Source organism: Alteromonas sp. MB-3u-76 (genome assembly GCF_002831605.1).
In the GTDB taxonomy this organism is placed as follows: domain Bacteria; phylum Pseudomonadota; class Gammaproteobacteria; order Enterobacterales; family Alteromonadaceae; genus Alteromonas; species Alteromonas hispanica.
In genome coordinates, this window is record NZ_CP025115.1 from 1,234,073 (window position 1) to 1,259,289 (window position 25,217).

Sequence of the window (25,217 nt, forward strand, 5' to 3'; positions counted from 1 at the left end):
CGCTGAGAAAATAAGCTGGGCTACGGAAACGAGTAGCGCAAGATACGTTTAAGCACGCTTGCATACTGACTGAAAAATCCGCCCGTGTTGTAGTGCATGCCGTGTTCTTTGAAAATGGCTTGCACCCGGGGGGCCATTTCTTTGTAGCGGCGTGCGGGAATATCTGGAAACAGATGATGCTCTATCTGAAAGCTCAAGTGGCCGGTCAGCACATGAAAGAGTGTGCCGCCTTTTATGTTTGAAGACCCCAGTGCTTGTCGGTAATACCATTGTCCTTGGGTTTCATCAACACAGTCTTCGGCATTAAAAGTTTGCACATCACCGGTGAAATGCCCGCAGAAGATAATGGTAGACGTCCATAAGTTCCTCAGTAAATTAGCCGCTAAGTTACCGGTGAAAACATACAAAAAGAATGGGCCAGCCAATGCAGGAAATAATACATAATCTTTAACTAATTGGCGGGCTCCTTTACTAAAAAAGCGACGCTTTAGTTCTGAATGTGATATTTGGTTTTTACGATTATCTTTCTTTTTACCAAAAAATACCCGCTCTGCTGCCATTTCATGGTACGACACGCCCCATTGAAACAGCACACTTAACAGAATGTAGGTAACAAACTGCCACAGGTTTTTTATCCGCCAGCGAAAGTCATTCGATAAACGCAGTAAGCCGTAACCAAAGTCTCTGTCTTTGCCTATGATATTTGTGTAGGTGTGGTGTTCGTAATTATGAACTCTATTCCAACTTGAGCCATCACAGGCAATATCCCATTCGTATGCTTTTGAGTTGATATGCTTATCGTTCATCCAGTCGTATTGACCGTGCATAACATTGTGGCCAATTTCCATATTGTCCAAAATTTTAGCAGTCGCTAAACTCAGCACACCAAAAACCCATAGAAGAGGCTGAAGAAACCCTAAAAAGAGGAAGATTCTACCCGTCCATTCACACGCTCGCTGGGCTAAAATAACGCGTCGAATATAGACTGCATCTTCCTCACCAAGTTTGCTTTTTATCTCAATTTTAACCCCGTCCAGTTGTTCTGCTAATTTTTCATAATTGGGTGTTGAGATGTGTTTAGTCGGAGCAACGTCGCTGGTACTTGCAGATGCCTTTTCTTGTGAAATGAACGTATCGTTAATGGCAATTTTATTACTTGTTGTTATCATGCTTGAAGCTCCAAATCTGTGACTGCTTGTGACACACAAAGCTGAATTAATTGTTCTGCACTATCAGACAGTGCCCCAGTACGAGTATCGCGAACTACCCCGCGCTTTTTCACACATTGACATTGATGACAAATTCCCATTCCGCAGCCATAGGTCACGGGCTGATTCGCTTCTAACAATTGCTCAAGCAAGGTTTGCTGATTGTTTACTGATAGCGTATTACCGTTGTGGGTGAGTGAGAAAGAGGTAGCTTCGTCACTCTTCTGCGAAACGTCATTTAGAGAGACTGTGGGAAAAGCGGCGAAATGTTCGCTATCCAATGGCGTCTTGGTGATTAACTGCATGCGGGCAACGTCCTCGTAAAGTGACTGAGGGCCACATACCATCCAGTGAGAATGAGCGTGTTCAGCTAAATGATTTTCTACATCTCCATCTTGCTGTCGACTAAGAAGCTGGTAGCTAAAGTTTCCATTTTTACGCTGATAAACTTCCAGCTCGTCTGTAAGTAGGTGTTCATTTTCCTTGGCGAAATACAACAAATGCACAGTAGGTTTGGTGTGGGTCATTAACGCCATATCGTCGAGCATAGCTATGAAGGGCGTAATGCCAGAACCGCCAGCTATCATCAAAATAGATGAGGCGCGTTTTTGGGGTTCTTGTGAATGCGCAGCATTGTGAGTGTTGGCGAGTGCAGATCGATTGTCGCTGGGCCTACTTTCATTCGGGAAAAGGAAGTTACCCATAGGCGCAGAAATATTGACCCAGTCATTACATGACAGAGAGCCTAAATAAGGTGTTAAGGCGCCGTCTTTTTTCGTGCGAATAACAAGTCGGATATCGCCAGACGTATTTCTGCTGCTTTGACCACTTGCAATGGTAAACACGCGGCTTACCAGTTTCCCGTTTATTTCAAGCGTTATTGAAATATGTTGTCCTGCACAATGACTTGGCCATTTTTTTTGTGGAGCAAGGGTAAGCTGCAATGTTGTCTCATCAAGAGGCGATACCGATTTTACCCGAGCTCGATAATAGCCATCTCGCCACGATGGCTTGATAGCTTGAACCACGGTTTCCCAATATCCCGCCCACGTTGAATGGTGGAAGAAAATTGATGTGGCTTTGTTTATTAATGTTTTCACTATTGCTTTTGCGCTCTTTATTTATAGTCTTTGTATTTTAGTTTTGCGTACACTTGTACGCTCATTCGGCGCACAAGTGTAAGCTTAAATAAATAAAAAGCAATAGGGTGTTTATTAAATAGTCAAAATTAATCGGTGTGAACAGATGTAAATATGCAGTGTAATTTCTGTCTTATTTGCCGCTTATTTAAGAGGGGCTCTATCAAAATTGCGCTAAATTCGGTAATATCCGCGGTCTTAATTTTTAATTGATAAGCGGACTATGTTTGAAGTTAACCCGGTTACTAATGCGATAAAAGACATCCGCGAGCGCACCGACGCGCTTAGGGGGTATCTTTGACTTTGATGCAAAGTCGGAGCGTTTAGAAGAAGTAAGTAGAGAACTTGAAAACCCAGACGTGTGGAATGAGCCAGATAAGGCTCAAGCGCTGGGGAAAGAGAAGGTAGCACTAGAGCAAATTGTGGAAACTATTCACAATTTAGATCAGGGCACCGACGATGTGGAAGGTCTTGTTGAACTGGCCGTTGAAGCCGAAGACGAGGAAACTTTTGAAGAGGCGCAGAGCGAACTCAATAGTTTGCTAGAAGCGCTAGAAAAATTAGAGTTTCGGCGCATGTTTTCTGGTCCTAACGATGAGAATGATTGTTACATTGACATTCAATCAGGATCTGGCGGTACGGAAGCACAAGATTGGGCCAATATGCTGCTACGTATGTATCTTCGTTGGGGTGAAGCTCATGGTTTCAAAACCGAGCTCATCGAAGTGTCAGACGGCGAAGTAGCAGGTATAAAAAGTGCGACATTACGGATACAAGGCGAGTATGCCTTTGGCTGGCTGCGCACAGAAACAGGCGTTCATCGCCTTGTACGTAAATCGCCATTCGATTCGGGCAACAGAAGACACACATCGTTTTCTTCAGCCTTTGTTTATCCTGAAGTCGATGATGATATCGATATCGATATCAATCCTTCGGATTTGCGTATTGATACTTACCGTGCTTCTGGCGCAGGTGGACAGCACGTTAATAGAACAGATTCAGCGGTGCGTATTACCCACGAGCCAACGGGTATTGTGGTGCAATGTCAGAACGACCGCTCGCAGCACAAAAACAAAGATCAGGCTATGAAGCAGTTGAAAGCTAAACTGTATGAGTTTGAACTGCAGAAACAAAATGTTGAAAAACAGGCAATGGAAGACAGTAAGTCTGACATTGGGTGGGGGAGTCAAATACGCTCTTACGTTTTAGACGATTCTCGCATAAAAGATTTGCGTACCGGCGTTGAAACACGCAACACTCAGGCCGTGCTAGACGGCGGTCTGGATAAATTCATTGAAGCTAGCCTGAAATCAGGGCTGTAGACCGAACAACGAAGTGAAAGGTTATGACTGACCAACAAACTGACGATAATAAATTAATTGCTGAGCGCCGTTCAAAGTTAAGCGCTATTCGCGAACAGTGCCGTGCCAACGGCTTTCCAAACAGCTTTCGTCGCGAAAATTACGCTGATGAGTTGCAGGCTAAGTTCGGTGAATTCGATAAAGAAACTCTGCAAGAGCAGGGTAACAAGGTAAGTATTGCTGGCCGTATAATGGCAAAGCGCGGTCCATTTATGTTGCTTCAAGACATGACTGGGCGCATTCAGGCCTACGCTGACAAAGACACGCAAAAAGCCCTTAAAGCTAAATACGGTGCGTTGGATATTGGTGACATTATTGGCGTAGCAGGTGATTTGCACAAATCAGGTAAAGGCGACCTTTACGTGAATATGGAGCAATACGAACTGCTTACCAAAGCGCTTCGTCCGCTGCCAGAAAAGTTCCACGGCTTGAGCGATCAGGAAACTAAATATCGCCAGCGCTATGTAGATTTGATCACCAGCGAGCAAACCCGTAAAACCTTCATGATCCGCAGTAAAATTGTAAACGGTATTCGCAATTATCTGACCAAGCGTGACTACCTAGAGGTAGAAACGCCAATGCTACAGGTTATTCCAGGTGGTGCTACTGCGAAGCCATTTGTTACTCACCACAACGCGCTAGACATTGATATGTACTTGCGTATTGCCCCAGAGCTTTATTTGAAGCGCTTGGTCGTTGGTGGGTTTGAGCGCGTGTTCGAAATTAACCGTAACTTCCGTAACGAAGGCCTTTCAACTCGTCATAACCCAGAGTTTACCATGCTTGAGTTCTACCAGGCGTATGCAGACTACAATGACCTGATGAACCTTACCGAAGATATGCTGCGCACATTGGCAGAAGATATTCTTGGCACCAGCATAATCAAGAATACTACGAAAGACGCTGAGGGTAATGTCACGTCTGAAGTAGAGTATGATTTTGGTAAGCCGTTTGAACGCTTGAGCATGGGCGATGCCATTCTAAAATACTGGCCTGAAGCCGATGAAGCGGCCATTCGCGATCCAGAGGCAAATCTAGATTCGCTAAAAGCCATGGCGAAGCAGCTTCACATCAAAGAGCCTGAGGTTGACGGTATTTGGGGCGCGGGTAAATACCTGTGTGAAATCTTTGAAGCAACAGCTGAAGAGAAGCTTGAACAGCCTACGTTTATTACTGAATATCCGTGGGAAGTATCGCCGCTTGCACGTCGTAACGACAACAACCCGTTCATTACTGACCGTTTCGAGTTCTTCGTAGGCGGACGTGAATTAGCGAACGGCTTTAGCGAGCTTAACGATCCAGAAGACCAAGCTGAGCGTTTTGCGAAGCAGGTTGAAGAAAAAGATGCAGGCGATGATGAAGCCATGCACTTTGACGATGACTATATTCGTGCGCTTGAGTATGGCCTACCGCCTACGGCAGGTGAAGGTATTGGTATCGACCGTCTAGCTATGCTGTTTACCGATAGCTCAACCATTAAAGACGTAATTTTGTTCCCTCATATGAAGCCTGAGGCAACAAAAGAAGCTGAATAAAATGCATTGAATGCAGCGCGGGTGGTTAATCTAGCCGCGCTTGTTCGATATAACGTTTAACGCTGAGACGTAATTAAACGAGTATTGGCACTCAGGGCTTTTACGCGTTGAACAAGAAGGGCATTGGTGCTTGCACTAATGCCTTTTTTATTTGCCATAGTCACAATATAACCATTAATTGCGTCTATTTCTGTTTGGCGTTTGTACTTAATATCTTGGTGCATACTCGAGAAATTATTCCCCGTGGCGGTTGCCACTTCAAGCACAGTGTTTTTTATAGCCCGGAGATCAAAACGCTGCCCGCACGACGCTGCTACATCCACAAATTCCTGACATATTTGATGTCGAAGTTCACTGTAGCATTCATCGCAAATATCGCGATTCGGCACGTCGTTAAGTGCGGTTAAAGGGTTGATGACTGCATTTACCGCTAACTTGCTCCACAGCGCATACAAAATGTCATTTGAAATCGTCACGGGAGGCAAAACACGAGTTAGCAAGTCACAGGCTGCTATTAGTTTGTTTTTGCTATTTTCAAGGTTATCTAAGCCCGTAACGATATCAATGCTTTCAGGCTGACTACTGCCGATTGTTATAGAACCACTGCCGGTAAAGATCACTTGGGATACATTACGACTAGTGCGCTTTTTTAGTGCTCCATGACTGGTTGTAGCAAGAAGCAGCGGGTAGTTATCACCAAGTAGCGATTGAGCGATTTCTTGCCCACCCATACCGTTGTGAAGTAATACGACAACGGGTTTTTGGTTTAAAAATGGCAGCCATTGCGTTAACGCCTCTTCTAGCTGATACACCTTAAGAGGAATAATTAACACATCATTGGCACTTAATGACTGAGGAGGGAGGATAGAACCATTTAGCGAAAAAGTTTTTCCGTCCAACCATACCGCACTACCAGGAATACCTGCAGAGACTGCAGAGCGAGGGTAACGGCTGTAATTCACGTTATGCTTTTCGGCACCTGCGGCCAACAAGCTGCCTATGGCACCACAGCCTACAATATGCAGTTGTGCCATCTTGGTTAACCGCCTTGAATGTTCATGCCGCGCTCATCGCATTCTTGTTGAAATCGAGAAGGTAAGGCCGGCCATAAGAGGACTTCAGGCGTAGCGATCGACGATATCCAGTCTTTAACCTGTGCTTCGTTAAATATATCCCCCTCTAAAAGAGGTGCTGTGGCGGATATCACGCCGCTTTTTAGTGGGAGCGTTAATTTAAAAGCATGTAAATACAGCCTGTCGGCATTGCTGCCGCCATAAAGAACGTCTCCTAAAATGGGCGCGCCTATGCTTTTTAGCGCTACTCTGATTTGGTGAGTTTTGCCGGAGTGTGGCTTTAATATAAACCCTCTCACTCCAGGCTTGGCAGAATAGCTGAAAAACTGAGTAAGCGCTGGGTTTACCGTAGTCTTCAACAAAATGTGCTGCCCGCCGCGACGGTTTTTCATATCGCCGATAATAGCGCCTTGTTTTTTCTTTGGTTTCTTATCACTGAGCGCAAGGTAGTACTTACTAACTTGGCGAGTTTCAAATAACCTGCCTATCTCAGCGGCCACTGATTCGTTTTCAGCTAAACATAAACAGCCTGAAGTCCCAGTATCTAAGCGATGACACAAGTGTAGATGCGGCACATTAAGCTGCTCTTTTAATCGCGTTACAATACCTTGGCTATTAGATAAAACGCTATCAGGCGCTTTATTTCTGGCTGTTTCATCGTGCATAGCTGCTTCATCATGCATAGCTAGGCCGACAGGCTTGTTGACAATAACAACACCCTTGTCACGATAGAGGATAGGGATAGATTGCACTATTTCGCGTCGAGTTCTGACAGCGCTTCTTCGTAATCTAGTTCGTCAACGGCATCAATAATTGCTTCGCGCTTTTCGTTTTCAATACCCATAGCCGACAACCACTCTTCTAACGTAGATTGCGAAATGAATTCACTGGCTTTAAGTGCAGAGATTAACTGTTTTCTTGCGCGTTCTGCAGCGGCGCTATTTACCGGAGCGTTGCTTGCTTTCGCATTGGCGCTGTTATCAGAAGTAGATTCAGCGGTAAGCGTATCAATGTTGCTAACCGTTTCGTTCAGTAAAACCACAAAACTTGAATAGTCATTGGGAAGTTCTTTGTCGTTTCTAATGGCGCTTTCCACTGGCTTGCTTGCGTTGTGCAAAGCAAACAGGCCTAGGTTTCCAGTCACGCCCTTTAGAGTATGAATTAACGAATAGGCATCATCATATTGCTGACTTTCTAAAAGCCCCTGTAAATCTGTATCCAACGTTCGATATTCATCGGTGAATTTTCCGAGCAAAGTGAATAAGAGCTTTTTGTTTCCGCTTAACTGCGACAGTCCAAATTCAATATCGACTAATGTCGTTGACTTATCCATGCAAGTATCCTTTTACAACACGTTTAGGCGACGTTTGAGTAACGTCGTTGGTCATTGCTTTACTACCATTGAGCGAAACAACATGGCACTGCTCTGCGTTAATAGAGATGATAGTGCAAAATATGGTGAGTAGTGTATTTCAAGAATACACAAATTAATAGAACCATAGCAAAGTCTGAACAAGTAAAGCGCTCAAAATTCTGGTAATCTCAAGCGCTAACACTGCATCGTCCTCGTGTTGATGAACAATAAGAAAATGCCGCTACCCAACCGGCTTGCAAGAAGTTGTTATAAAAAGGAATAAACATGCCGGGAAAATTCTCCTTTCGCACCATTGGTATGGTGCTTACCGTTTTATCTATTAGCGCTTGTCAGCGTGCTCAGGTAGAACAGAGCCAAGAAACGAACTCTGCCTCAATATCGATACCTTATGAAAAATATAACTTAGATAACGGGTTAACCGTTATTCTTCACGAAGATCATTCAGATCCATTGGTTCATGTTGATGTTACCTATCACGTTGGATCCGCGAGAGAAGAGATTGGAAAATCCGGCTTTGCGCATTTCTTTGAGCATATGATGTTTCAGGGCTCTCAGCACGTTGCTGATGAACAGCACTTTAAGGTAATTACAGAAGTCGGTGGTAATTTAAACGGGACGACAAATACAGATAGAACCAACTATTTTGAAACAGTACCTGCTAATCAATTAGAAAAGGTTTTGTGGTTAGAGTCTGATCGTATGGGTTATTTACTCGAGGCCGTTGACCAAGAAAAATTTGAGAATCAGCGGGAAACGGTAAAAAACGAACGTTCTCAACGAGTTGATAATCAGCCTTATGGATTGCGCAACGAATTAAATGGTGAAGCTCTCTATCCTGAGGGGCACCCTTATTCTTGGTCAACTATTGGTTATGTTGAAGATTTAGACCGCGTGGACGTTGAAGATCTCAAAGCCTTCTTTAAACGGTGGTATGGGCCGAATAACGCAGTGCTTACCATTGGTGGCGATATCGACATCGAGCAAACCAAAGCGCTGATCAAACAATATTTTGGGAGTATTCCCAAAGGCCCTGAAGTGTCAGATCCTCAGCCTCAACCTGTAACCCTTAATGAAACTCGGTATCTTACTCTAGAAGACAATGTGCATTTGCCATTGCTTCAGATTACTTTCCCAACAGTGTATGTTCGCCATCCCGACGAGGCGCCATTAGACGTGCTGGCAAATATTCTTGGCGGTGGTAAAACGTCGTTGTTTTATAAAAATTTAGTGAAGCAGGGGATTGCGGTTCAAGCGGCAGTATCACACCCATGTCGTGAGTTGGCCTGCGAATTTCAGCTTCTCGCACTTGCCAATCCATCAAAGGTAACTTCTTTAGGTACGCTTCAGCAGGCGCTTAATGATACGCTAAAAGAATTTGAAAACCGCGGTGTAACTGTGGACGATCTTGCACGTACCAAGGGACAGTTGGAGTCAACCACTGTGTTTGGCCTTCAAAGTGTGTCTGGAAAAGTGTCGGCACTCGCCGCTAATGAAACCTTTCATAATACACCTGATCTCATCGCGGAAGATATCGCGCGCTATAACGGGGTGACTGCTAGCGATATTATGCGTGTTTACAATACCTACATCAAAAACGCGAACAGCGTAATTTTAAGTGTGGTTCCGGAGGGTAGCCCACAGCTCGCTGCCGCAGAACCAAACTTTGAACGTCCGGTTCGTACGCTACCTCAATCTGACGCACAGGCCTCAATGACTGAAAATATGCCTTCACAAGTTTCAGATATTGAGAATGGTGTAAGTAAGCGTGTTGCGAATGACAACTTTGATAGAAGCGTTATGCCAGATGCAGGGCCAGCGCCTATTGTAAAAGTGCCAGATTATTGGGAGCGTGAGTTAAGCAATGGCATAAAAGTGCTTGGTGTTACCAGCAATGAAACACCTACTGTTACCCTTACTTTAGGAATAGATGGCGGTATGTTACTAGACCCTAAAGGCAAAGCAGGGACGGCGTATCTTACTGCATTGCTAATGAATGAATCGACAGAGAATTATTCCAATGAAGATTTAGCCAACGAATTGGCAAAATTGGGAAGCTCCATTCGCATTAGTGCATCCGGTCGCTCTACACAAATTTACGTTTCTACGCTGACTAAAAATCTTACGCCTACATTATTGTTGTTAGAGGAAAAGTTATTTAAACCTGCGTTTCGTGAAGAAGACTTCGTCAGAATGAAAGAGCGCGTGCTGCAAGGGCTTCAACAGCAGGCAAAAACGCCATCTAGCCTTGCGCGTAGAGCCCGAGACTTAATTTTGTTCGGAGAAGAAAACCGCGTGAGTTTACCCGATGAGGGAACGATGGCGACGGTGGAAAATATTACGTTAAGTGACGTGAAAGCATTTTATAAACGTTATTACTCGCCCGCGAGGGCAAGTATGGTAGTGGTAGGAAATCTATCTGAAGATAAAATTGTGGACGCATTAGGTTTTATAGCCCAGTGGAAAGGGCAGGATTATGAGTTTACCGATTACAATGCGTTTCCTTCTTACGATAAAAGAAACCTTTATTTAGTAGATAGCCCAGGAGCCGTTCAATCAGTTGTATTTATAGTCGATAGAGGCTTGCCTTTTGATGCCACTGGAGATTATTTTAAAACAAGGTTAATGAACTTTCCTATAGGCGGTGCTTTTAATAGTCGGATTAATCTCAACTTACGGGAAGAGAAAGGTATTACTTACGGCGCAAGCAGTGGTTTTGTCGGCGGCAAAACGTTAGGTTGGTTTGAAGCGAGTTCCGACCTCACCGCTGAAAATACCGCAGAAGGCATTGAGGCAATTTTTTCTGAAATACAGGCGTACAGAGAAAGCGGTATTACCGAATCGGAAATTGAATTCATGCGCAGCGCGTTTACTCTTAGTGACGCGCTAGCATTTGAGACTCCAGCGAGTAAAGCTCGCTTCTTAAGGCAGTTGCTAAGCTACGAGTTAGAGAAAGGATATCGCAAAGAGCAGCTTGCGATTATCAATAACATTGATAAAGACACGATAGACAAGTTGGCAAAACAATATTTGAATGCTGATAAAATGCAAATTATTGTAGTGGGCGATAAGGAAGAAATATTGCCGCAGCTGAACTCATTAAAACTGCCGGTCTTTGAATTAACGGTAGATGATAATAAGCGAACAGCGTTAAACTGAAGCGTTAACGTATCTTGAAATTACACTATTGCTCCCCATTTACGGGAGCAATATTGACATCACGGAAAACCATTTTGACTGCAGATACTACCTGTTTCGACGCGCGCGTGAAGGCGCTTAAATCGCCCGAATTTTTAGCCTCACTAAGAGAAATAAAACGCGGTGTAGAACGAGAAGCGCTTCGAATCAATCCAAATGGCACATTAGCCCAAACCCCACATCCAAAGCCGTTAGGTTCGGCTCTGTCCCATGAGTCGATTACCACAGACTTTTCCGAGTCACTGTTGGAGTTTATTACTCCGCCCGAGGCAAGCTCAGCAAAAACCGTTGCGCAACTAAAAGATATTCATCGCTTTGTTGCTGACAACATAAACGACGAGCAAATTTGGCCGCTCAGTATGCCCTGTTTTATTGATGACGAGACGGAAATTCCCATTGCTTATTTCGGCGAGTCGAACGTGGGCAAAATGAAGCGAGTTTACCGAATAGGGCTAAAAAATCGCTATGGTAGTATGATGCAGGCTATTGCCGGCGTGCATTTTAACTTTTCATTTCCAGATAGTTTTTGGGCGCTGTGGGCAAAGCAAAATGGCACAACCCATTCGCAAGAGCAAACTTCTGCGGACTACTTTGGGCTTATACGCAATTACCGTCGTCTATGCTGGTTGATTCCCTACTTATACGGTGCATCTCCGGCACTGTGTAGCTCATTTTTAAAAGGTAAAGAGTACAGCTTGCCGTTTAAGAAAGTAGGAAAAGGGACCCTTTACATGCCATATGCAACATCGTTGCGTATGAGCGATTTAGGCTATACCAGTGCTGAGCAGTCGTCGCTTAAGATTTGTTATAACGAGCTAGACAATTATGTTCGTCTTCTACGCGATGCCATGAGTACACCTTCCACTCGATTTGAGCGTTTCGCTTCTGGAGAAGGCGGCAATTACCAACAGCTGAGCCACAATATTATTCAAATTGAGAATGAGCTGTATTCTCCAATTCGACCCAAGCAGCCCACAGAGTCGATGGAAAAACCCACTGACGCGCTAGTGAGACGGGGAATTAGTTATATCGAGGTAAGAGCACTCGACGTCAACCCGTTTTCTTCTGTAGGTATCAGTGACACACAGTTTAATTTTCTTGATGTATTTTTACTGGCTTGTTTACTTATTCCAAGTGAAGAGTTTGACGAGCAGCAGTTAAACGAGGCAAAAGAAAATATGGATCGTGTGGTGCTTGAAGGCCGCAAACCGGAACTGATGTTGTCTAACAACGGTGTAGATGTGACCTTGCCTGAGTGGAGCAAAAAGCTATTTACGTATTTTGAGCAGGCTGCGAACATACTTGATGAAGCAAATGATACGAAGCAATACAGCGAGGCAGTAGCGCAGGAATACGCAAAAACGCAAAACCCTGAGTTAACGCCATCGGCAAAAATACTGCAAACTCTTTTATCTGAAAATAAAGATAACAGTATATTTGGGCTTGAATTGGCGGCTAAGTATAACAAGGAGATGAAGACCTTCGATTATACTTACACGCAAAGTGAAGATTTTGTTGAACAGGGAGAGCGCTCGTACGAAGCGCAAAGAGAGATTGAAGCCGCCGACACAAAAGACTTTGATACTTTTATAAAAGACTATTTTGCAGAGCCCCCGGCAAAAAAAAATGCCTGACATAGGTCAGGCATTAAAAGGTTCCAGGGAAACACACATTTTACTAGAACATTAATTAAGACACGCTATGAACCAAAAGTTCAAAAAATGGGTTGTTTTTTTATCAACTCTCATCGTTCTTTTTCCACTATTGATCGCGGGGTGTGCCACAACGCCTCCGAAAAATAGCAGTAACTTGTGTGAAATCTTCTTCGAGAAAGAGGACTGGTATGATGCTGCTGCCGATGCGAGAGATAAATGGGGAGTTCCTATTCACGTGCCCATGGCCATGATGTATCAAGAAAGCTCATTTAGACATGATGCATTGCCGCCAAGAGACTATGTGTTTTTTGGTTTAGTGCCATGGGGAAGAGTGAGCAGTGCGTATGGGTACTCACAAGCAAAAACCCCTACCTGGCAAGATTACATCAGAGAAACAGACAACGGCGGTGCCGACAGAGACGACTTTGAGGACGCTATCGACTTTATGGGCTGGTTTATTTATAAATCACAAAAAGTAAATGGCGTATCAAAATGGGACGCATACGCCCAATATCTGAATTATCACGAAGGGTGGGGAGGATATAAACGCCGCAGCTATGACAGAAAACCCTGGCTTAAAAAAGTTGCGTCAAAAGTTAAAGCTCGCTCACTACGTTACGCGACCCAACTAAAAACCTGCGAAGAAGAGCTTCAAAAAGGTTGGTTGATGAAGTTATTCAGTTAAGCAAAAAAACGAGGGATAGACGAGAGTCTATCCCTCAGCGACGCCAAGCCAAGACCGTTTTTTACCCAACGTCGAACAGGCATATGTAATCTATTGCAAATGATAATGATTTGCAATACCGATTGTTGAAATAATTTCTAATCTCTCCTCCGCGTGTTGGTATTTTTGATATAGATCAAACCAACCCTGTGAAGTAGGCCTGCGAAATATGGCCTTTGATCTAGATCATAACGACGAGGGCCGCACTCCCATACACTTTATCCATAGCAGATTTATTCACCACTTTGGAGAGAACAATTATGTTGTGGACAATGATTAAAGATCCGGTAGTTTGGGGCTCACTTTTAGGCATAGGTATTATTGTAGCCATGATGGTGTATTACACCTATTTGTTCATGCACAACAGTGCGGCGGGCAAGTAAGCGCGAAAAGCACCTCTTGCAGATGCGTTAGATGCATCAGCAGCGCTATGCAGGGCTAATTAAGACATCAAGCCGCAGGAATAGTATTGATATATCAGCATTGGCGTTGAAAAGCGTAATTACTGTTTGTCACTTATTGAAGGCACTTCGAGTAACACTAAAAGCGCGGCTTTGCCACCGTATTCCAGCGGTGCTTGATGAAACGCTTTAACGTGGGGGTGTTGGACCAAGTAGTGGGGAAGCGCGGCTTTCAGCACGCCTTGACCAAACCCATGCATAATGCAGGCGCAATCGATGAGATCTTTTCTCGCAGCATAAATAAGAGCGGCAATTTCTTCCTTCGCCATCTCACGGGTTAGGCCATGAAGATCAAGGTGAATCTCGGGTGAAAAGTCTCCCCGTCTTAATTGCTTTAAAACGTGCGTGGGAACATCGCTGCGACAATAACGCATCGGGCCTTCTTGAGGCAGACTCGCTTGATACATATCTGAGAAATTAAACGACGCGGCAAGCTGTTTGCTGTGCTTGATATTTTTAATCGACGACTGCTGTTTCTTATTAAACAGCTCTACTTGCCTGTCAGGCTCTACTTTGTCTTGTGACAAAGGCTTAACGCCCTGCATAGCATCAGCAAAGGAAAAAGTTTCCTCGTCTTCGGCAGGTTTGTTTACATTTTGCTGCTTTTTGAACGCCTTTAATTCTTTTTTAAATACTCTCATCTCGAATCTTACCCGCATTACAGGGCTTCTGCGCACGCAGTTAATTATGTGAATTAGCATTAAGTTTGGGTATGATACCAGCTTTCAAAATATTGATGTACCCAAACGCTATGACCGATAAGTTTTACCTAGAAGAAGCCATTGACGATCTGCACACTTTGCTAGATATGACTCGATGGGCGACAAGCCGTTTTAATGACGCTGAGCTCTATTTCGGTCACGGTACTGATAATGCGTGGGATGAGGCCGTAAGCCTTGTTCTTCAGGCTCTGCACCTTCCGCATCCCATTTTAGCTACTGTGGGCGAAAGTATATTGTCCTCTCGTTTAACTAAAAGCGAGCGCGAGAAAATAGCTGAGTTGGTACTGAAGCGTGTTCAAACACGTATGCCTTTGCCCTACATTACCAACGAAGCATGGTTTTGCGGTATGCCTTTTTACGTTGATGAGCGCGTATTAATTCCTCGTTCTCCTTTTGCTGAGCTTATTCAAAACCAGTTTTCTCCTTTTGTGGAAAACGAGCTAGCGTCTATTCTTGATATGTGTACTGGCGGAGCTTGTATCGCTATTGCTTTGGCACACGCTTATCCTGAAACACAGGTAGATGCAGTCGATATTAGTACTGATGCATTAGAAGTCGCCGACATCAATATACAAGAACATGGCTTAAGTCACCGTGTTTATCCTATTCAGTCAGATCTATTCACAAACCTTGAAGGGCAAAAGTACGACCTCATCATTTCAAATCCGCCCTATGTGGATGCACAGGATATGGCTGACTTACCGGATGAGTATCATCACGAACCTGAATTGGCACTGGCTGCTGGCGAAGATGGACTCGATTTAGTCGATACAATGCTGCGCCAAGCAACGAGCTATCTTAACGATGGCGGCTGGCTGTTCATCGAGGTGGGTAATAGCGAAGTGCATATGAACAACAGGTTTCCTGGTTTAGAAGTCATTTGGATTGAGTTTGAAAATGGCGGGCAAGGTATTTTTGCCGTGAATAAAGACACGCTGGTTCAATATTTTAGTAGTAAGGATTAATAGTTAATTATGTCAGGTAATAGCTTCGGAAAACTTTTCACGGTAACCACTTTTGGAGAAAGCCACGGTATTGCTATTGGTGGTGTGGTTGACGGTTGCCCTCCAGGACTGGAAATTACTGAAGAAGATTTGCAAATAGATTTGGACAGAAGAAAGCCGGGAACCTCTCGCTACACCACAGCACGCAGAGAAGATGACGAAGTACAAATTCTTTCTGGTGTGTTTGAAGGTAAGACAACAGGTACCAGCATAGGTCTGTTGATTAAAAATAAAGATCAACGCAGCCAAGACTACGGTAATATTGCCGATCGCTTTCGTCCCGGTCATGCCGACTATACCTACGATCAAAAGTACGGCAGTCGTGATTATCGCGGTGGTGGTCGCTCTTCTGCCCGCGAGACAGCAATACGCGTAGCGGCGGGGGGGATTGCCAAAAAGTACCTTAAAGAGGAGCATGGAATAGAAGTACTGGGTTATTTATCTCAGCTAGGCCCTATAGCGGTTGAAAATGTCGACCACGCCATTACCAATACCAATCCTTTTTTCTGCCCAGACGCGAGTAAGTTAGACGCTCTTGATGAATATATGCGCGACTTAAAAAAGTCTGGCGACAGCATAGGTGCAAAGGTATCTGTTGTTGCTAAAAATGTACCTGTTGGGCTTGGTGAGCCTGTTTTCGACAGGTTAGATGCGGAAATTGCCCATGCCATGATGGGAATTAATGCAGTAAAAGGCGTGGAGATTGGCGATGGGTTTGAAGTCGTTAATCAAAAAGGCAGTGAACATCGTGATACGTTAACGCCTGAAGGGTTTGCCTCTAATCACGCGGGTGGCGTACTTGGGGGTATTTCCACTGGTCAAGACGTTGAAGTTCACATGGCGTTAAAACCAACATCCAGTATATCTGTGCCGGGTACAACGATTAACAAGCAAAACGAAGAAATTGATATTGTGACTAAAGGTCGACACGACCCCTGCGTGGGAATTCGTGCAGTACCTATTGCTGAGGCAATGATGGCACTTGTTTTAATGGACCACCTACTGCGTCATAGAGCTCAGAACATGGGCGTGGTATCAACTACTGCTCCCATTGCAGGCTCGCGATAAGCGACTCAGTTTCTCGTTATAATTAGCGCCACTAACAATATGTTAGTGGCGCTGTTTTATGTACACACTTTGACTCGTTCTTTTTACTCAATCTCTTTACGCGCTTACGCAATTTCATTGAGGAAAATGTCTGTTGAAAGCGATTTATTTCACAGAAAGTGATATTCAAAGCGCTTTTACTAAAGAGTTTTTATCTAAAGAGTTACTACAAAAAAAGCAATAGCTCATGGAGACGTTCGTTGACACTTAGCCCTCAATCTTCTGGCACTAGCAAAAAGTCGCTCATTATTCTTGCCCTTACTTACTGGCTTTATTTTGGTCAACTTGGCGTTCTTGTCCCTTATCTGGGGATTTTCTTAGACGGAAGAGGCTTTTCATCGCAAGATATCGGAGAGCTATTTGCGGTGATTACTCTTGCTCGCATTCTAGGTCCAGGGCTTTGGGCTGGTGTTGCCGATAAAACAGGAAATGCGATTGGTGTAATGAGACTTGGGTGCTTTTTGACTGTGCTTACGTTTAGTTCGGTATTTTACTTTTCCAGTTTCTGGGGGCTTACTTTAGCGTTCGGGCTTATGATGATGTTTTGGACCGCGGTGTTACCCCAGCTGGAGGTGATCACCATGAACGCGGTGTCTACAAGTTCCACAACTTACGGACAGATAAGGTTATGGGGCAGTGTCGGTTTTATTTGTTTAACTGTTAGTGCTGGTAAGGCGCTAGATATTTTCTCAACTGAAACGCCAGTTTATGTCAGTGTTGCCGTGCTGTCCCTGCTATTTATCAGCACCTTGTTCATCACTGCACCTGCTAAAAAAGCTAAAACAGAGAGTTCAACAGGCAGTATATGGACCTTCGTAAAACAAAAGCCGTTTGCTGTTTTTATCTTTGCATCAGCCTGCCTCCAAATTAGCTTTGGCGCGTTTTATGGCTTTTTTGCACTGTATATGCGAGACCTTGGATACTCGGGTCAACAAACTGGGGTATTCATTGCGCTTGGCGTATTGGCCGAGGTGGGCATTTTTCTTGTTGCACGACACCTCATCAGTCGTTTTGGCGTGTGGAATTTATTATTTGCCAGTATCGTGCTGACTGCACTTCGCTGGTACTTGCTAGCAGACTTTGCTGAATTCATATCCGTTATTGTAATAAGCCAAATTATTCACGCTTTAAGCTTTGGTTTAACTCATGCGGTGTCGGTACACTTTATTCATCAATATTTACCTGCCGCGTTTCATAGCCGCGGGCAAGCTGTGTATATCAGTATTGCGTTTGGCTTAGGCGGCGCTTCGGGTAATTATCTCGCGGGACAGCAGTGGTCTCAGGGGGCCAATGCATATGAAGCTTTTATAACTGCAGCTGTATTTGCTGGTGTAGGTGCTCTATCACTGTTTTTGTGCTCAAAAAAGGTAATGGATGGCGAGGCTTCCAGAACCCCGCGGCCAAACTAAGGCGATTCTGGGTGGGGACATTGCGCTATAACTTCGGTTTTACCATCTGGATGCTCTTGCTCTAAACGGACGTCGAATTTCCACAAACGATGCAAATGTCTCATGACTTCCTGTCTTGAGTTGGCAAGTGGGATATCATTTTGAGGGATGTATCTCAGCGTCAGCGACCTATCGCCGCATATATCAACGTTGTAGACCTGAATATTAGGCTCTAGATTACTTAAATTATACTGAGCTGATAGGGCTTCTTTTATGGTGTGATAGCCCTTTTCGTCATGAATTGCGCTTACACTAATAAACGATTTTGACGTGTCATCCTCTAACGCAAATAATTTAAAGTCTCTGATTATTTGGGGTGACAAAAATTGACTGATAAAGCTTTCGTCCTTAAAATTTTGCATAGCAAAATGCACAGTCTCTAACCAATCTGTGCCCGCAATACTGGGAAGGTAATAATAGTCCTCTTCGGTGGGCGACTGACAAACACGCTTTATATCCATAAACATAGAAAAGCCGAGCGCGTAAGGGTTTATACCGGAATAATAAGGGCTGTTATATTCAGGTTGCATAACCACGCTAGAATGGCTATGTAAAAACTCTATCATAAAACTATCGCTCACTAGTTTTTCGTCATACATTTGATTGAGTATGTGATAGTGCCAAAAACACGCCCATCCCTCGTTCATAACTTGGGTTTGTTTTTGGGGATAAAAATACTGTGACACTTTACGCACTATCCTCACAATTTCTCGCTGCCACGGCTCAAGTAAAGGGGCGTTTTTTTCAATAAAGTAGAGCAAGTTCTCCTGCGGTTCTTCGGGAAAGCGGGCAGGTTGAGTCTGTTTTTTTTGAGCCCCCTCTGGCAGCGTTCTCCACAGTTCATTGACTTGAGACTGCAGATACGCTTCGCGTTCCTGTTGACGAGTCTTTTCTTCCTGTAATGATATCTTCTGAGGTCGCTTATACCTGTCTACGCCAAAGTTCATTAGCGCGTGGCACGAGTCTAGAATATTCTCAACTTCGTTTATGCCGTATTTTTGCTCGCAGTTGGCAATGTAGTTTTTGGCGAAAACCAAATAATCGATAATAGAACTGGCATCTGTCCATGTTTTGAAAAGGTAATTGCCTTTAAAAAAAGAATTATGGCCATAGCAAGCATGAGCCATAACCAACGCCTGCATAGTGACGGTATTTTCTTCCATCAAATAAGCAATGCAGGGGCTTGAGTTTATGACTATTTCGTAGGCAAGCCCCATCTGACCACGTTTATACTGCTGCTCTGTTTGAATAAATTTTTTGCCAAACGACCAGTGGGTATAGTTCAGCGGCATGCCTATACTGGCATAAGCATCCATCATTTGTTCGGCGGTTATTACTTCAATTTGGTTGGGGTAGGTATCTAATTTAAAGCCTCTGGCGATCCTATCTATCTCCTGTTCATATCGTAGCAGTAGGTCAAAGTTCCAGTCTGGCCCGTCGTCGAGCTTATGAGGCGATGAAGCTGCCTGAATTGACATGATAGACTCCTTAGCGTGCAGAGGCATCTGCGCGTTTGAATAATTCTCTAAAGGCAGGATAAATATCTGCTTGAGACTCAATATGTTTGCAGATAAAGTTGCTGTGAGCAGTACTCACCGCGTCAAATATTTTCCACAAGCTTTGATGAGGCCTCTGCGTTATTTCAATGTAAGTGTAATAACGACAGGCTGGCAGCAAGTGATTGGTGAGTAATTCTCCGCATTTCGGCGAATCGTCCGCCCAGTTATCGCCATCTGAGGCTTGCGCCCCATAAATATTCCACGCACCGTCACTATATCGTTCGTTGATAATGTCTTTCATTAGTTTTAAAGCGCTAGAAACTATGGTTCCACCGGTTTCCTGAGAGTAAAAAAACTCTTGTTCGTCGACTTCTTTAGCCTGCGTGTGATGTCGAATATAGACCACTTCAACATTTTCGTAGGTACGACTGAGAAACAGGTACAACAAGATATAAAATCGCTTGGCGGTTTCTTTGGTTTCTTGATCCATTGAACCTGATACATCCATAAGGCAGAACATCACTGCTTTACTGCTGGGGAGCGGGCGGGTATCGTAATTTTTAAAGCGTAAATCAAAGGTATCAATAAAAGGAACTTTGGCTATTTTTGCTTTTAAAGCGGCAATATCTTTTTCAATTGCCAGAATATGTAAGGTGTTTTCGTGTTTGTCCTCACGTAGGCGTTTAAGCTCTTCCTCTAGCTCTCCCAGCTTTCGCTTATCAGCTGCTGTTAACGCTATTCGCCGAGCAACGGAACCTTTTAAAGAGCGAACAATATCTAAGTTGGTGGGCATGCCATCGGTTTGATAGCCAGCGCGGTAGGTTTCGTATTGAGTAACTTGAGCGAATTGATTTTTTTGAAGATTTGGCAATTCAAGATCTTCAAACAATATGTTTAAGTACTCGTCTTTTGAAATTGAAAATACAAATTCGTCTTGGCCTTCACCTTCATTACTGGCTTCGCCGGCTCCGCTTCCTTGACCCTCACCACCCAAAGGACGCTCAATTTTGTCGCCCGCAGTAAACTGATCGTTGCCAGGATGAACGATGTGTCGTTTGCCGCCTTTCCCCGTATGAAAAATAGGTTCAGAGATATCTCTTTTGGGAATGCTAATTTGTTCACCGGATTCAACATCGGTTACCGAGCGCTTGCCGACGGCGTCTGAAACCGCTCGCTTTATTTGCTGCTTATAGCGTTTTATAAAGCGCTGTCGATTTATAGTGCTTTTGCCTTTGCTGTTGAGCCTTCGGTCAATAAAATGTGCCATAGACACCTACTTACATAATGTGGCATGTGTGCAGGTTTCTCATACCACGGAGTTTAATCGCGCAAAAAGAGTGTGTCGTTACGACGCTTTTCTCACCCTCAGATACCATTCGCAAAGTAATCGAACCTGCTTCTGTGTATAGCCTTTCTCGGTCATGCGATTAACAAAGTCATCGTGTTTTTTCTGTTCCTCTGCAGAGCCCTTGGTGTTGAATGAAATAACGGGCAGCAGATCTTCTGTATTTGAGAACATTTTCTTTTCAATAACAGTGCGCAACTTTTCATAGCTTGTCCAAGAAGGATTATTTCCGCTGTTATTCGCTCTGGCACGAAGAACAAAGTTAACGATTTCATTACGAAAGTCTTTGGGATTACTTATTCCCGCCGGTTTTTCAGTTTTCTCAAGCTCAGCATTCAGTGCGGCGCGGTCGAACAGTTGTCCGGTTTCAGGATCGCGATATTCTTGGTCTTGGATCCAAAAGTCAGCATAAGTCACATAGCGGTCAAATAAGTTTTGGCCGTATTCTGAATAACTTTCTAAATAAGCAGTTTGTATTTCCTTTCCAATAAATTCTACGTATCTCGGTGTGAGATAACCTTTAATGAATTCGAGGTATCTATCGGCAAGTTCTTGATTAAATTGCTCGCGTTCTATTTGCTTTTCTAGCACGTAAAACAGGTGTACTGGATTGGCAGCAACCTCTTGGCTATCGAAATTAAATACCCGTGATAAGATCTTAAAAGCAAAGCGGGTGGAGAGCCCTTCCATACCCTCATCTACGCCAGCATAATCTCGGTACTCTTGGTAAGATTTAGCTTTGGGATCTGTATCTTTTAGGCTTTCGCCGTCGTAAACGCGCATTTTAGAAAATAAGCTGGAGTTTTCTGGTTCTTTTAAGCGAGATAACACAATAAATTGTGCCAAACATTCTAAGGTATCTGGAGCACAGGGTGCTCCATGTAATTCGCTAGTATCAATTAATTTTCGATAAATTTTAATTTCTTCACTTACCCTCAAGCAGTAGGGCACTTTCACAATATATACCCGGTCTAAAAAGGCTTCGTTATTTTTGTTGTTGCGGAACGACTGCCACTCAGACTCATTAGAGTGAGCCAAAATGAGACCGTCAAAGGGTAAAGCCGAAAAACCTTCAGTAGGGTTGTAATTACCTTCTTGTGTTGCGGTAAGTAAAGGATGCAGTACCTTAATAGGTGCTTTAAACATCTCAACAAATTCCATCAGCCCCTGATTGGCTTTGCATAAAGACCCAGAATAGCTATAAGCATCGGGATCGTTCTGCGCATATTGCTCTAAACGACGTATATCTACTTTCCCCACTAGAGCGGATATGTCTTGATTATTTTCATCTCCGGGCTCGGTTTTAGCGATACCTGTTTGGTCGAGAATAGACGGATAAACCCGTACCACTTTAAATTGAGTAATATCGCCATTAAACTCATGCAGGCGCTTTCTGGCCCAAGGAGACATAATCGTTTTGAGATATCGCTTTGGAATACCGTATTCACGGTTTAAAATTTCGCCGTCTTCTTTTTCATCAAACAAACACAGCGGGTGATCGTTTACTGGGGAACCTTTAAGCCTGTATATGGGAACGTTTTGCATGAGCTCTTTAAGACGTTCCGCAAGTGATGATTTTCCGCCTCCCACTGGGCCCAACAGATATAAGATTTGTTTGCGCTCTTCAAGTCCTTGAGCAGCGTGCTTTAGATAAGACACGATTTGCTCGATAGCGTCTTCCATGCCATAAAACTCAGAGAAAGCTGGGTAACGAGAAATAATGCGGTTGGAGAAAATGCGGCTAAGTGCTGGGTCGTTAGCCGTATCAACTTTTTCGGGCTCGCCGATAGCCGTAAGTAATCGTTCTGCCGCGTTGGCATAGGCAAGTGGCTCTTGCTTACAAATTTCAAGAAATTCACCAATGGTAAACTCTTCCTGCTTACGCTCTTCAAAGCGGCTTTGATAATGTTCAAAGATACCCATAAATACCCCTCAGAAATCTAAACCCCTTACTTTCATGGTAGTAGGTATTCGGGAAAACGTGAGGTTTTGTAACTTAACTTTTTAGTAATACCGTATATGGTGTAACGTTAAACACGGCCCAATATCGAGTAGGGTGAGGCTTGCGCCTCATCCCTCTCACAGAACCGTACGTACGGGCCTCGTATACGGCTCCTGCATACTTCATATCACTTGCTAAGTGACACAATGCTAATTTGCAATCTAGTATCGTGCGCCCTATGGACATCGTTCATTTTCTAACATTGTGGTAACTTTCATTGCAGGGTTTGGCGTTCTAGCACTGAGGCAATCTACCAAATTTGACTACAATTACTTCCCATATACGGCCTGTCTCACCAGACATCACTATTCCTAGCGCACCGATTCGACTTGTCCCGCTGATCAGGCGGCTTGTGTATCAATGATAAAAAAACTCACAACTCATCAGAGTCTTAAAGTCTGCTTCCCCCCTTCGCAATCCATTTAAGCTTTTGGCTAAAATAGATCCTATCAAACACAATGCTGATAGTCGGCTTGGTTTTACCCTCCACACCATTACTGGCTTTCATCGGCCTAGCCTTACTCACTACTACGGGTTCATCTGCCACCTCACACTCGCAACATTCTTGGATCACTCCTTGAACGATACGTCCAACCATTTGATTGGATCCAATGCCAGGCTTCCCCAGTTACTGTTCTGGTAACCACGTTATGGCTCCCTGTTAGAAATTCCACCCTCAAACACAAAACAGGTCTGACTGAGTATCGGGCTTCGCGCTATTTTGCACGCTTACCCACCTGCCTTGCCGAATCAGGTTCACTTTCGTTGTGTACCTCTAACTTCCTATGGCTTGCTTCGGGCCGGCCCCCGGAGACCCTATCGTTGGCCAACAGCGCCCTTGCCATTCGGATTATCTTCCCCTCAGTCAGGGTGATTCAGGTTTCTTTCAACCTGACGGGTTTGCCAGCTTCGCTGGGCAAACAAAAAAGCCCCGCAGGTGCGAGGCTTCAATTCTTAAGACTTCGTAATTCGTCGTAGACGACTACAACAATCTTTTTTTATTTTTACATTGCTTACGCTAGGTTGCTGTTTGCAAATTCCCAGTTAACTAGTGCCCAGAAGTTTTCTAGGTATTTAGGACGTGCATTGCGGTAATCGATGTAATAAGCATGTTCCCAAAGGTCAACAGTCAGGATAGGTGTTAATGAATCACCAGAGATTGGCGTTTCCGCATTGCTGGTGTTAACAATGTCTAAGCTGCCGTCTGCTGTTTTAACTAGCCATGTCCAGCTTGAACCAAAGTTGTTTACTGCCTTGTCGTTAAATGCTGCTTGGAAGTCTGCAAATGACCCCCACTTCGCATTAATTGCATCTGCTACTGCGCCTGTCGGCTCACCGCCACCATTTGGGCTTAAGCAGTTCCAGTAAAAAGTGTGGTTCCACACTTGTGCCGCGTTGTTGAACACACCGCCTTCAGACGCCTTAATGATCTCTTCAAGGCTTTTGCTTTCCATGTCCGTACCTTCAACAAGGCCATTAAGCTTTGTTACATAGGTCGCGTGGTGCTTACCGTAGTGGTACTCAAGAGTTTCGGCAGAAATATGCGGTTCAAGTGCATTTTGTTCGTATGGTAATGCTGGTAATTCAAAAGCCATGTCGGTCTCCATGATTAGTTTGTATTTATAACGTTATTCACCCCCTAACGCCTGTGGAAAGGAGGCAACGTGCTAATTTAGCTCACTAATAACATTACGTTGTAAAGCATAACGTAGAAGTGGGGATAAAGTCTTATAACTCAATGACAAAATTATTAATTTTTTGCCATGGTAAAAACGTTAATGTTAATTAATACTTTTAGATAGCGCATGACTGAGTGAACAGATCACTTTACAACGTAGAAAACGCCTCTATTGGCAGTACTTCATTTCGCTAGTGCGGGTCAAAGCGCTAATTGCTTGAAGTAAACATTAAGAAGGATAACGAGAAAATAAATTATGTTATCCTCCCCTTGATAAATATGATGAGCATTCCCACTTCTTGAATATTAACTATTCCGCTGAGAGGATCTAATGGATAACACTGAAAGCCAATCGACGATTGAACGAATAAAGCAACAAATAGAAGAAAATCCAATTCTTCTATATATGAAGGGCTCACCAAAACTACCAAGCTGTGGTTTTTCTTCACAAGCATCGCAAGCGCTAATGTCGTGCGGTGAGGCATTTGCTTATGTTGATATCCTTCAGAACCCAGACATTCGTGCAGAGTTGCCAAAATATGCCAATTGGCCTACGTTCCCGCAACTGTGGGTTGACGGTGAACTTGTGGGTGGTTGTGACATTATTATAGAAATGTTCCAGCAAAACGAGCTACAGCCACTTATCAAAGAAACTGCTGAAAAACATAAAACTGAAGAGTAAAACT

The 25,217-nt window shown here is 43.9% G+C and carries 21 protein-coding genes; 10 read left to right on the plus strand and 11 right to left on the minus strand.

Annotated elements, in window-relative coordinates; translation table 11 throughout:
- Positions 1-20: 20 nt before the first annotated feature.
- Positions 21-1,073, minus strand: a complete 1,053-nt coding sequence (locus CW735_RS05585; RefSeq protein ID WP_071981243.1) for a fatty acid desaturase family protein — start codon at positions 1,071-1,073, stop codon at positions 21-23.
- A 92-nt stretch (positions 1,074-1,165) separates the two neighbouring features.
- A complete protein-coding gene (locus tag CW735_RS05590; RefSeq protein ID WP_232230618.1) occupies positions 1,166-2,308 on the minus strand; it encodes a flavin reductase family protein in 1,143 nt (380 codons plus the stop codon).
- A gap of 262 nt (positions 2,309-2,570) precedes the next feature.
- Between CW735_RS05590 and prfB the strand changes: the two genes are divergently transcribed.
- Positions 2,571-3,669, plus strand: a protein-coding gene (gene prfB, locus CW735_RS05595; protein WP_100971238.1) for a peptide chain release factor 2 whose coding sequence is annotated in 2 segments (ribosomal slippage) — positions 2,571-2,645 and positions 2,647-3,669 — 1,098 coding nt in all. Because the reading frame shifts where the segments join, the coding sequence is not laid out codon by codon here.
- Between the two features lie 23 nt (positions 3,670-3,692).
- A complete protein-coding gene (lysS, locus tag CW735_RS05600; RefSeq protein WP_071979573.1) occupies positions 3,693-5,243 on the plus strand; it encodes a lysine--tRNA ligase in 1,551 nt (516 codons plus the stop codon).
- 56 nt (positions 5,244-5,299) lie between these two features.
- Here lysS and CW735_RS05605 read toward each other — a convergent pair whose 3' ends face one another.
- The 3 genes from CW735_RS05605 to CW735_RS05615 are packed head-to-tail and all read right to left on the minus strand — an operon-like array spanning position 5,300 to position 7,649.
- Positions 5,300-6,277 carry a ketopantoate reductase family protein gene (locus CW735_RS05605; RefSeq protein WP_071979572.1) on the minus strand — a complete coding sequence of 326 codons (978 nt, stop codon included), beginning with the start codon at positions 6,275-6,277 and terminating at the stop codon, positions 5,300-5,302.
- A gap of 5 nt (positions 6,278-6,282) precedes the next feature.
- Positions 6,283-7,068, minus strand: coding sequence for a pseudouridine synthase (locus tag CW735_RS05610; protein WP_071979571.1), 786 nt, complete (start codon positions 7,066-7,068; stop codon positions 6,283-6,285).
- Positions 7,068-7,649 (minus strand): Hpt domain-containing protein, encoded by a 582-nt coding sequence (locus CW735_RS05615; RefSeq protein ID WP_071979570.1) that lies wholly within the window; start codon positions 7,647-7,649, stop codon positions 7,068-7,070. The genes CW735_RS05610 and CW735_RS05615 overlap by 1 nt, the downstream gene beginning before the upstream one ends.
- Positions 7,650-7,955: 306 nt before the next feature.
- Here CW735_RS05615 and CW735_RS05620 point away from each other — a divergent pair, with 306 nt between their 5' ends.
- The 4 genes from CW735_RS05620 (at position 7,956) to CW735_RS20000 (ending at position 13,648) form a co-directional block, all read left to right on the plus strand.
- Positions 7,956-10,847 (plus strand): M16 family metallopeptidase, encoded by a 2,892-nt coding sequence (locus tag CW735_RS05620; RefSeq protein WP_100971240.1) that lies wholly within the window; start codon positions 7,956-7,958, stop codon positions 10,845-10,847.
- Between the two features lie 74 nt (positions 10,848-10,921).
- Positions 10,922-12,520: a glutamate--cysteine ligase gene (gene gshA, locus CW735_RS05625; RefSeq protein WP_071979568.1), complete on the plus strand. Its 1,599-nt coding sequence runs from the start codon at positions 10,922-10,924 to the stop codon at positions 12,518-12,520.
- Between the two features lie 67 nt (positions 12,521-12,587).
- The gene (locus CW735_RS05630) at positions 12,588-13,226 is read left to right on the plus strand and encodes a transglycosylase SLT domain-containing protein (protein WP_071979567.1); all 639 of its coding nucleotides are present in this window, start codon (positions 12,588-12,590) and stop codon (positions 13,224-13,226) included.
- A gap of 299 nt (positions 13,227-13,525) precedes the next feature.
- A complete protein-coding gene (locus CW735_RS20000; RefSeq protein WP_269529771.1) occupies positions 13,526-13,648 on the plus strand; it encodes a hypothetical protein in 123 nt (40 codons plus the stop codon).
- A 119-nt stretch (positions 13,649-13,767) separates the two neighbouring features.
- Here CW735_RS20000 and smrB read toward each other — a convergent pair whose 3' ends face one another.
- The gene (smrB, locus tag CW735_RS05635; protein ID WP_100971242.1) at positions 13,768-14,367 is read right to left on the minus strand and encodes an endonuclease SmrB; all 600 of its coding nucleotides are present in this window, start codon (positions 14,365-14,367) and stop codon (positions 13,768-13,770) included.
- 110 nt (positions 14,368-14,477) lie between these two features.
- Between smrB and prmB the strand changes: the two genes are divergently transcribed.
- The 3 genes from prmB to CW735_RS05650 all read left to right on the plus strand — a co-directional run bounded on the left by prmB (position 14,478) and on the right by CW735_RS05650 (position 17,968).
- A complete protein-coding gene (prmB, locus tag CW735_RS05640) occupies positions 14,478-15,413 on the plus strand; it encodes a 50S ribosomal protein L3 N(5)-glutamine methyltransferase (protein ID WP_157812731.1) in 936 nt (311 codons plus the stop codon).
- A gap of 9 nt (positions 15,414-15,422) precedes the next feature.
- Positions 15,423-16,520 (plus strand): chorismate synthase, encoded by a 1,098-nt coding sequence (gene aroC, locus CW735_RS05645; protein ID WP_071979565.1) that lies wholly within the window; start codon positions 15,423-15,425, stop codon positions 16,518-16,520.
- Positions 16,521-16,759: 239 nt separating this feature from the next.
- Positions 16,760-17,968: an MFS transporter gene (locus CW735_RS05650; RefSeq protein WP_071979560.1), complete on the plus strand. Its 1,209-nt coding sequence runs from the start codon at positions 16,760-16,762 to the stop codon at positions 17,966-17,968.
- On the opposite strand, the gene CW735_RS05655 is transcribed toward CW735_RS05650, so the two are convergent.
- From CW735_RS05655 to sodB, 5 genes are all read right to left on the minus strand, one after another.
- A complete protein-coding gene (locus CW735_RS05655) occupies positions 17,965-19,485 on the minus strand; it encodes a SpoVR family protein (RefSeq protein ID WP_083595244.1) in 1,521 nt (506 codons plus the stop codon). The two genes, CW735_RS05650 and CW735_RS05655, sit on opposite strands and share 4 nt — an antisense overlap.
- Positions 19,486-19,495: 10 nt before the next feature.
- Positions 19,496-20,773, minus strand: a complete 1,278-nt coding sequence (locus tag CW735_RS05660) for a YeaH/YhbH family protein (RefSeq protein ID WP_100971246.1) — start codon at positions 20,771-20,773, stop codon at positions 19,496-19,498.
- Positions 20,774-20,851: 78 nt separating this feature from the next.
- On the minus strand, positions 20,852-22,774 hold the full coding sequence (locus tag CW735_RS05665) for a PrkA family serine protein kinase (RefSeq protein WP_071979563.1): 1,923 nt from the start codon (positions 22,772-22,774) through the stop codon (positions 20,852-20,854).
- A gap of 470 nt (positions 22,775-23,244) precedes the next feature.
- Positions 23,245-23,451: a hypothetical protein gene (locus CW735_RS05670; RefSeq protein WP_015068459.1), complete on the minus strand. Its 207-nt coding sequence runs from the start codon at positions 23,449-23,451 to the stop codon at positions 23,245-23,247.
- Between the two features lie 415 nt (positions 23,452-23,866).
- On the minus strand, positions 23,867-24,448 hold the full coding sequence (gene sodB / locus CW735_RS05675; protein ID WP_071979558.1) for a superoxide dismutase [Fe]: 582 nt from the start codon (positions 24,446-24,448) through the stop codon (positions 23,867-23,869).
- Between the two features lie 414 nt (positions 24,449-24,862).
- Here sodB and CW735_RS05680 point away from each other — a divergent pair, with 414 nt between their 5' ends.
- Positions 24,863-25,213: a Grx4 family monothiol glutaredoxin gene (locus CW735_RS05680; protein ID WP_071979557.1), complete on the plus strand. Its 351-nt coding sequence runs from the start codon at positions 24,863-24,865 to the stop codon at positions 25,211-25,213.
- Positions 25,214-25,217 lie beyond the last annotated feature (4 nt).

Coding starts and splice junctions, on each gene's coding strand:
- lysS (WP_071979573.1), top strand. CDS start 3,693: ATGACTGACCAACAAACTGACGATAATAAATTAATTGCTGAGCGCCGT.
- CW735_RS05605 (WP_071979572.1), bottom strand. CDS start 6,277: ATGGCACAACTGCATATTGTAGGCTGTGGTGCCATAGGCAGCTTGTTG.
- CW735_RS05615 (WP_071979570.1), bottom strand. CDS start 7,649: ATGGATAAGTCAACGACATTAGTCGATATTGAATTTGGACTGTCGCAG.
- CW735_RS05620 (WP_100971240.1), top strand. CDS start 7,956: ATGCCGGGAAAATTCTCCTTTCGCACCATTGGTATGGTGCTTACCGTT.
- CW735_RS05630 (WP_071979567.1), top strand. CDS start 12,588: ATGAACCAAAAGTTCAAAAAATGGGTTGTTTTTTTATCAACTCTCATC.
- CW735_RS20000 (WP_269529771.1), top strand. CDS start 13,526: ATGTTGTGGACAATGATTAAAGATCCGGTAGTTTGGGGCTCACTTTTA.
- smrB (WP_100971242.1), bottom strand. CDS start 14,367: ATGAGAGTATTTAAAAAAGAATTAAAGGCGTTCAAAAAGCAGCAAAAT.
- prmB (WP_157812731.1), top strand. CDS start 14,478: ATGACCGATAAGTTTTACCTAGAAGAAGCCATTGACGATCTGCACACT.
- aroC (WP_071979565.1), top strand. CDS start 15,423: ATGTCAGGTAATAGCTTCGGAAAACTTTTCACGGTAACCACTTTTGGA.
- CW735_RS05655 (WP_083595244.1), bottom strand. CDS start 19,485: ATGTCAATTCAGGCAGCTTCATCGCCTCATAAGCTCGACGACGGGCCA.
- CW735_RS05660 (WP_100971246.1), bottom strand. CDS start 20,773: ATGGCACATTTTATTGACCGAAGGCTCAACAGCAAAGGCAAAAGCACT.
- CW735_RS05665 (WP_071979563.1), bottom strand. CDS start 22,774: ATGGGTATCTTTGAACATTATCAAAGCCGCTTTGAAGAGCGTAAGCAG.
- CW735_RS05670 (WP_015068459.1), bottom strand. CDS start 23,451: ATGGTTGGACGTATCGTTCAAGGAGTGATCCAAGAATGTTGCGAGTGT.
- sodB (WP_071979558.1), bottom strand. CDS start 24,448: ATGGCTTTTGAATTACCAGCATTACCATACGAACAAAATGCACTTGAA.
- CW735_RS05680 (WP_071979557.1), top strand. CDS start 24,863: ATGGATAACACTGAAAGCCAATCGACGATTGAACGAATAAAGCAACAA.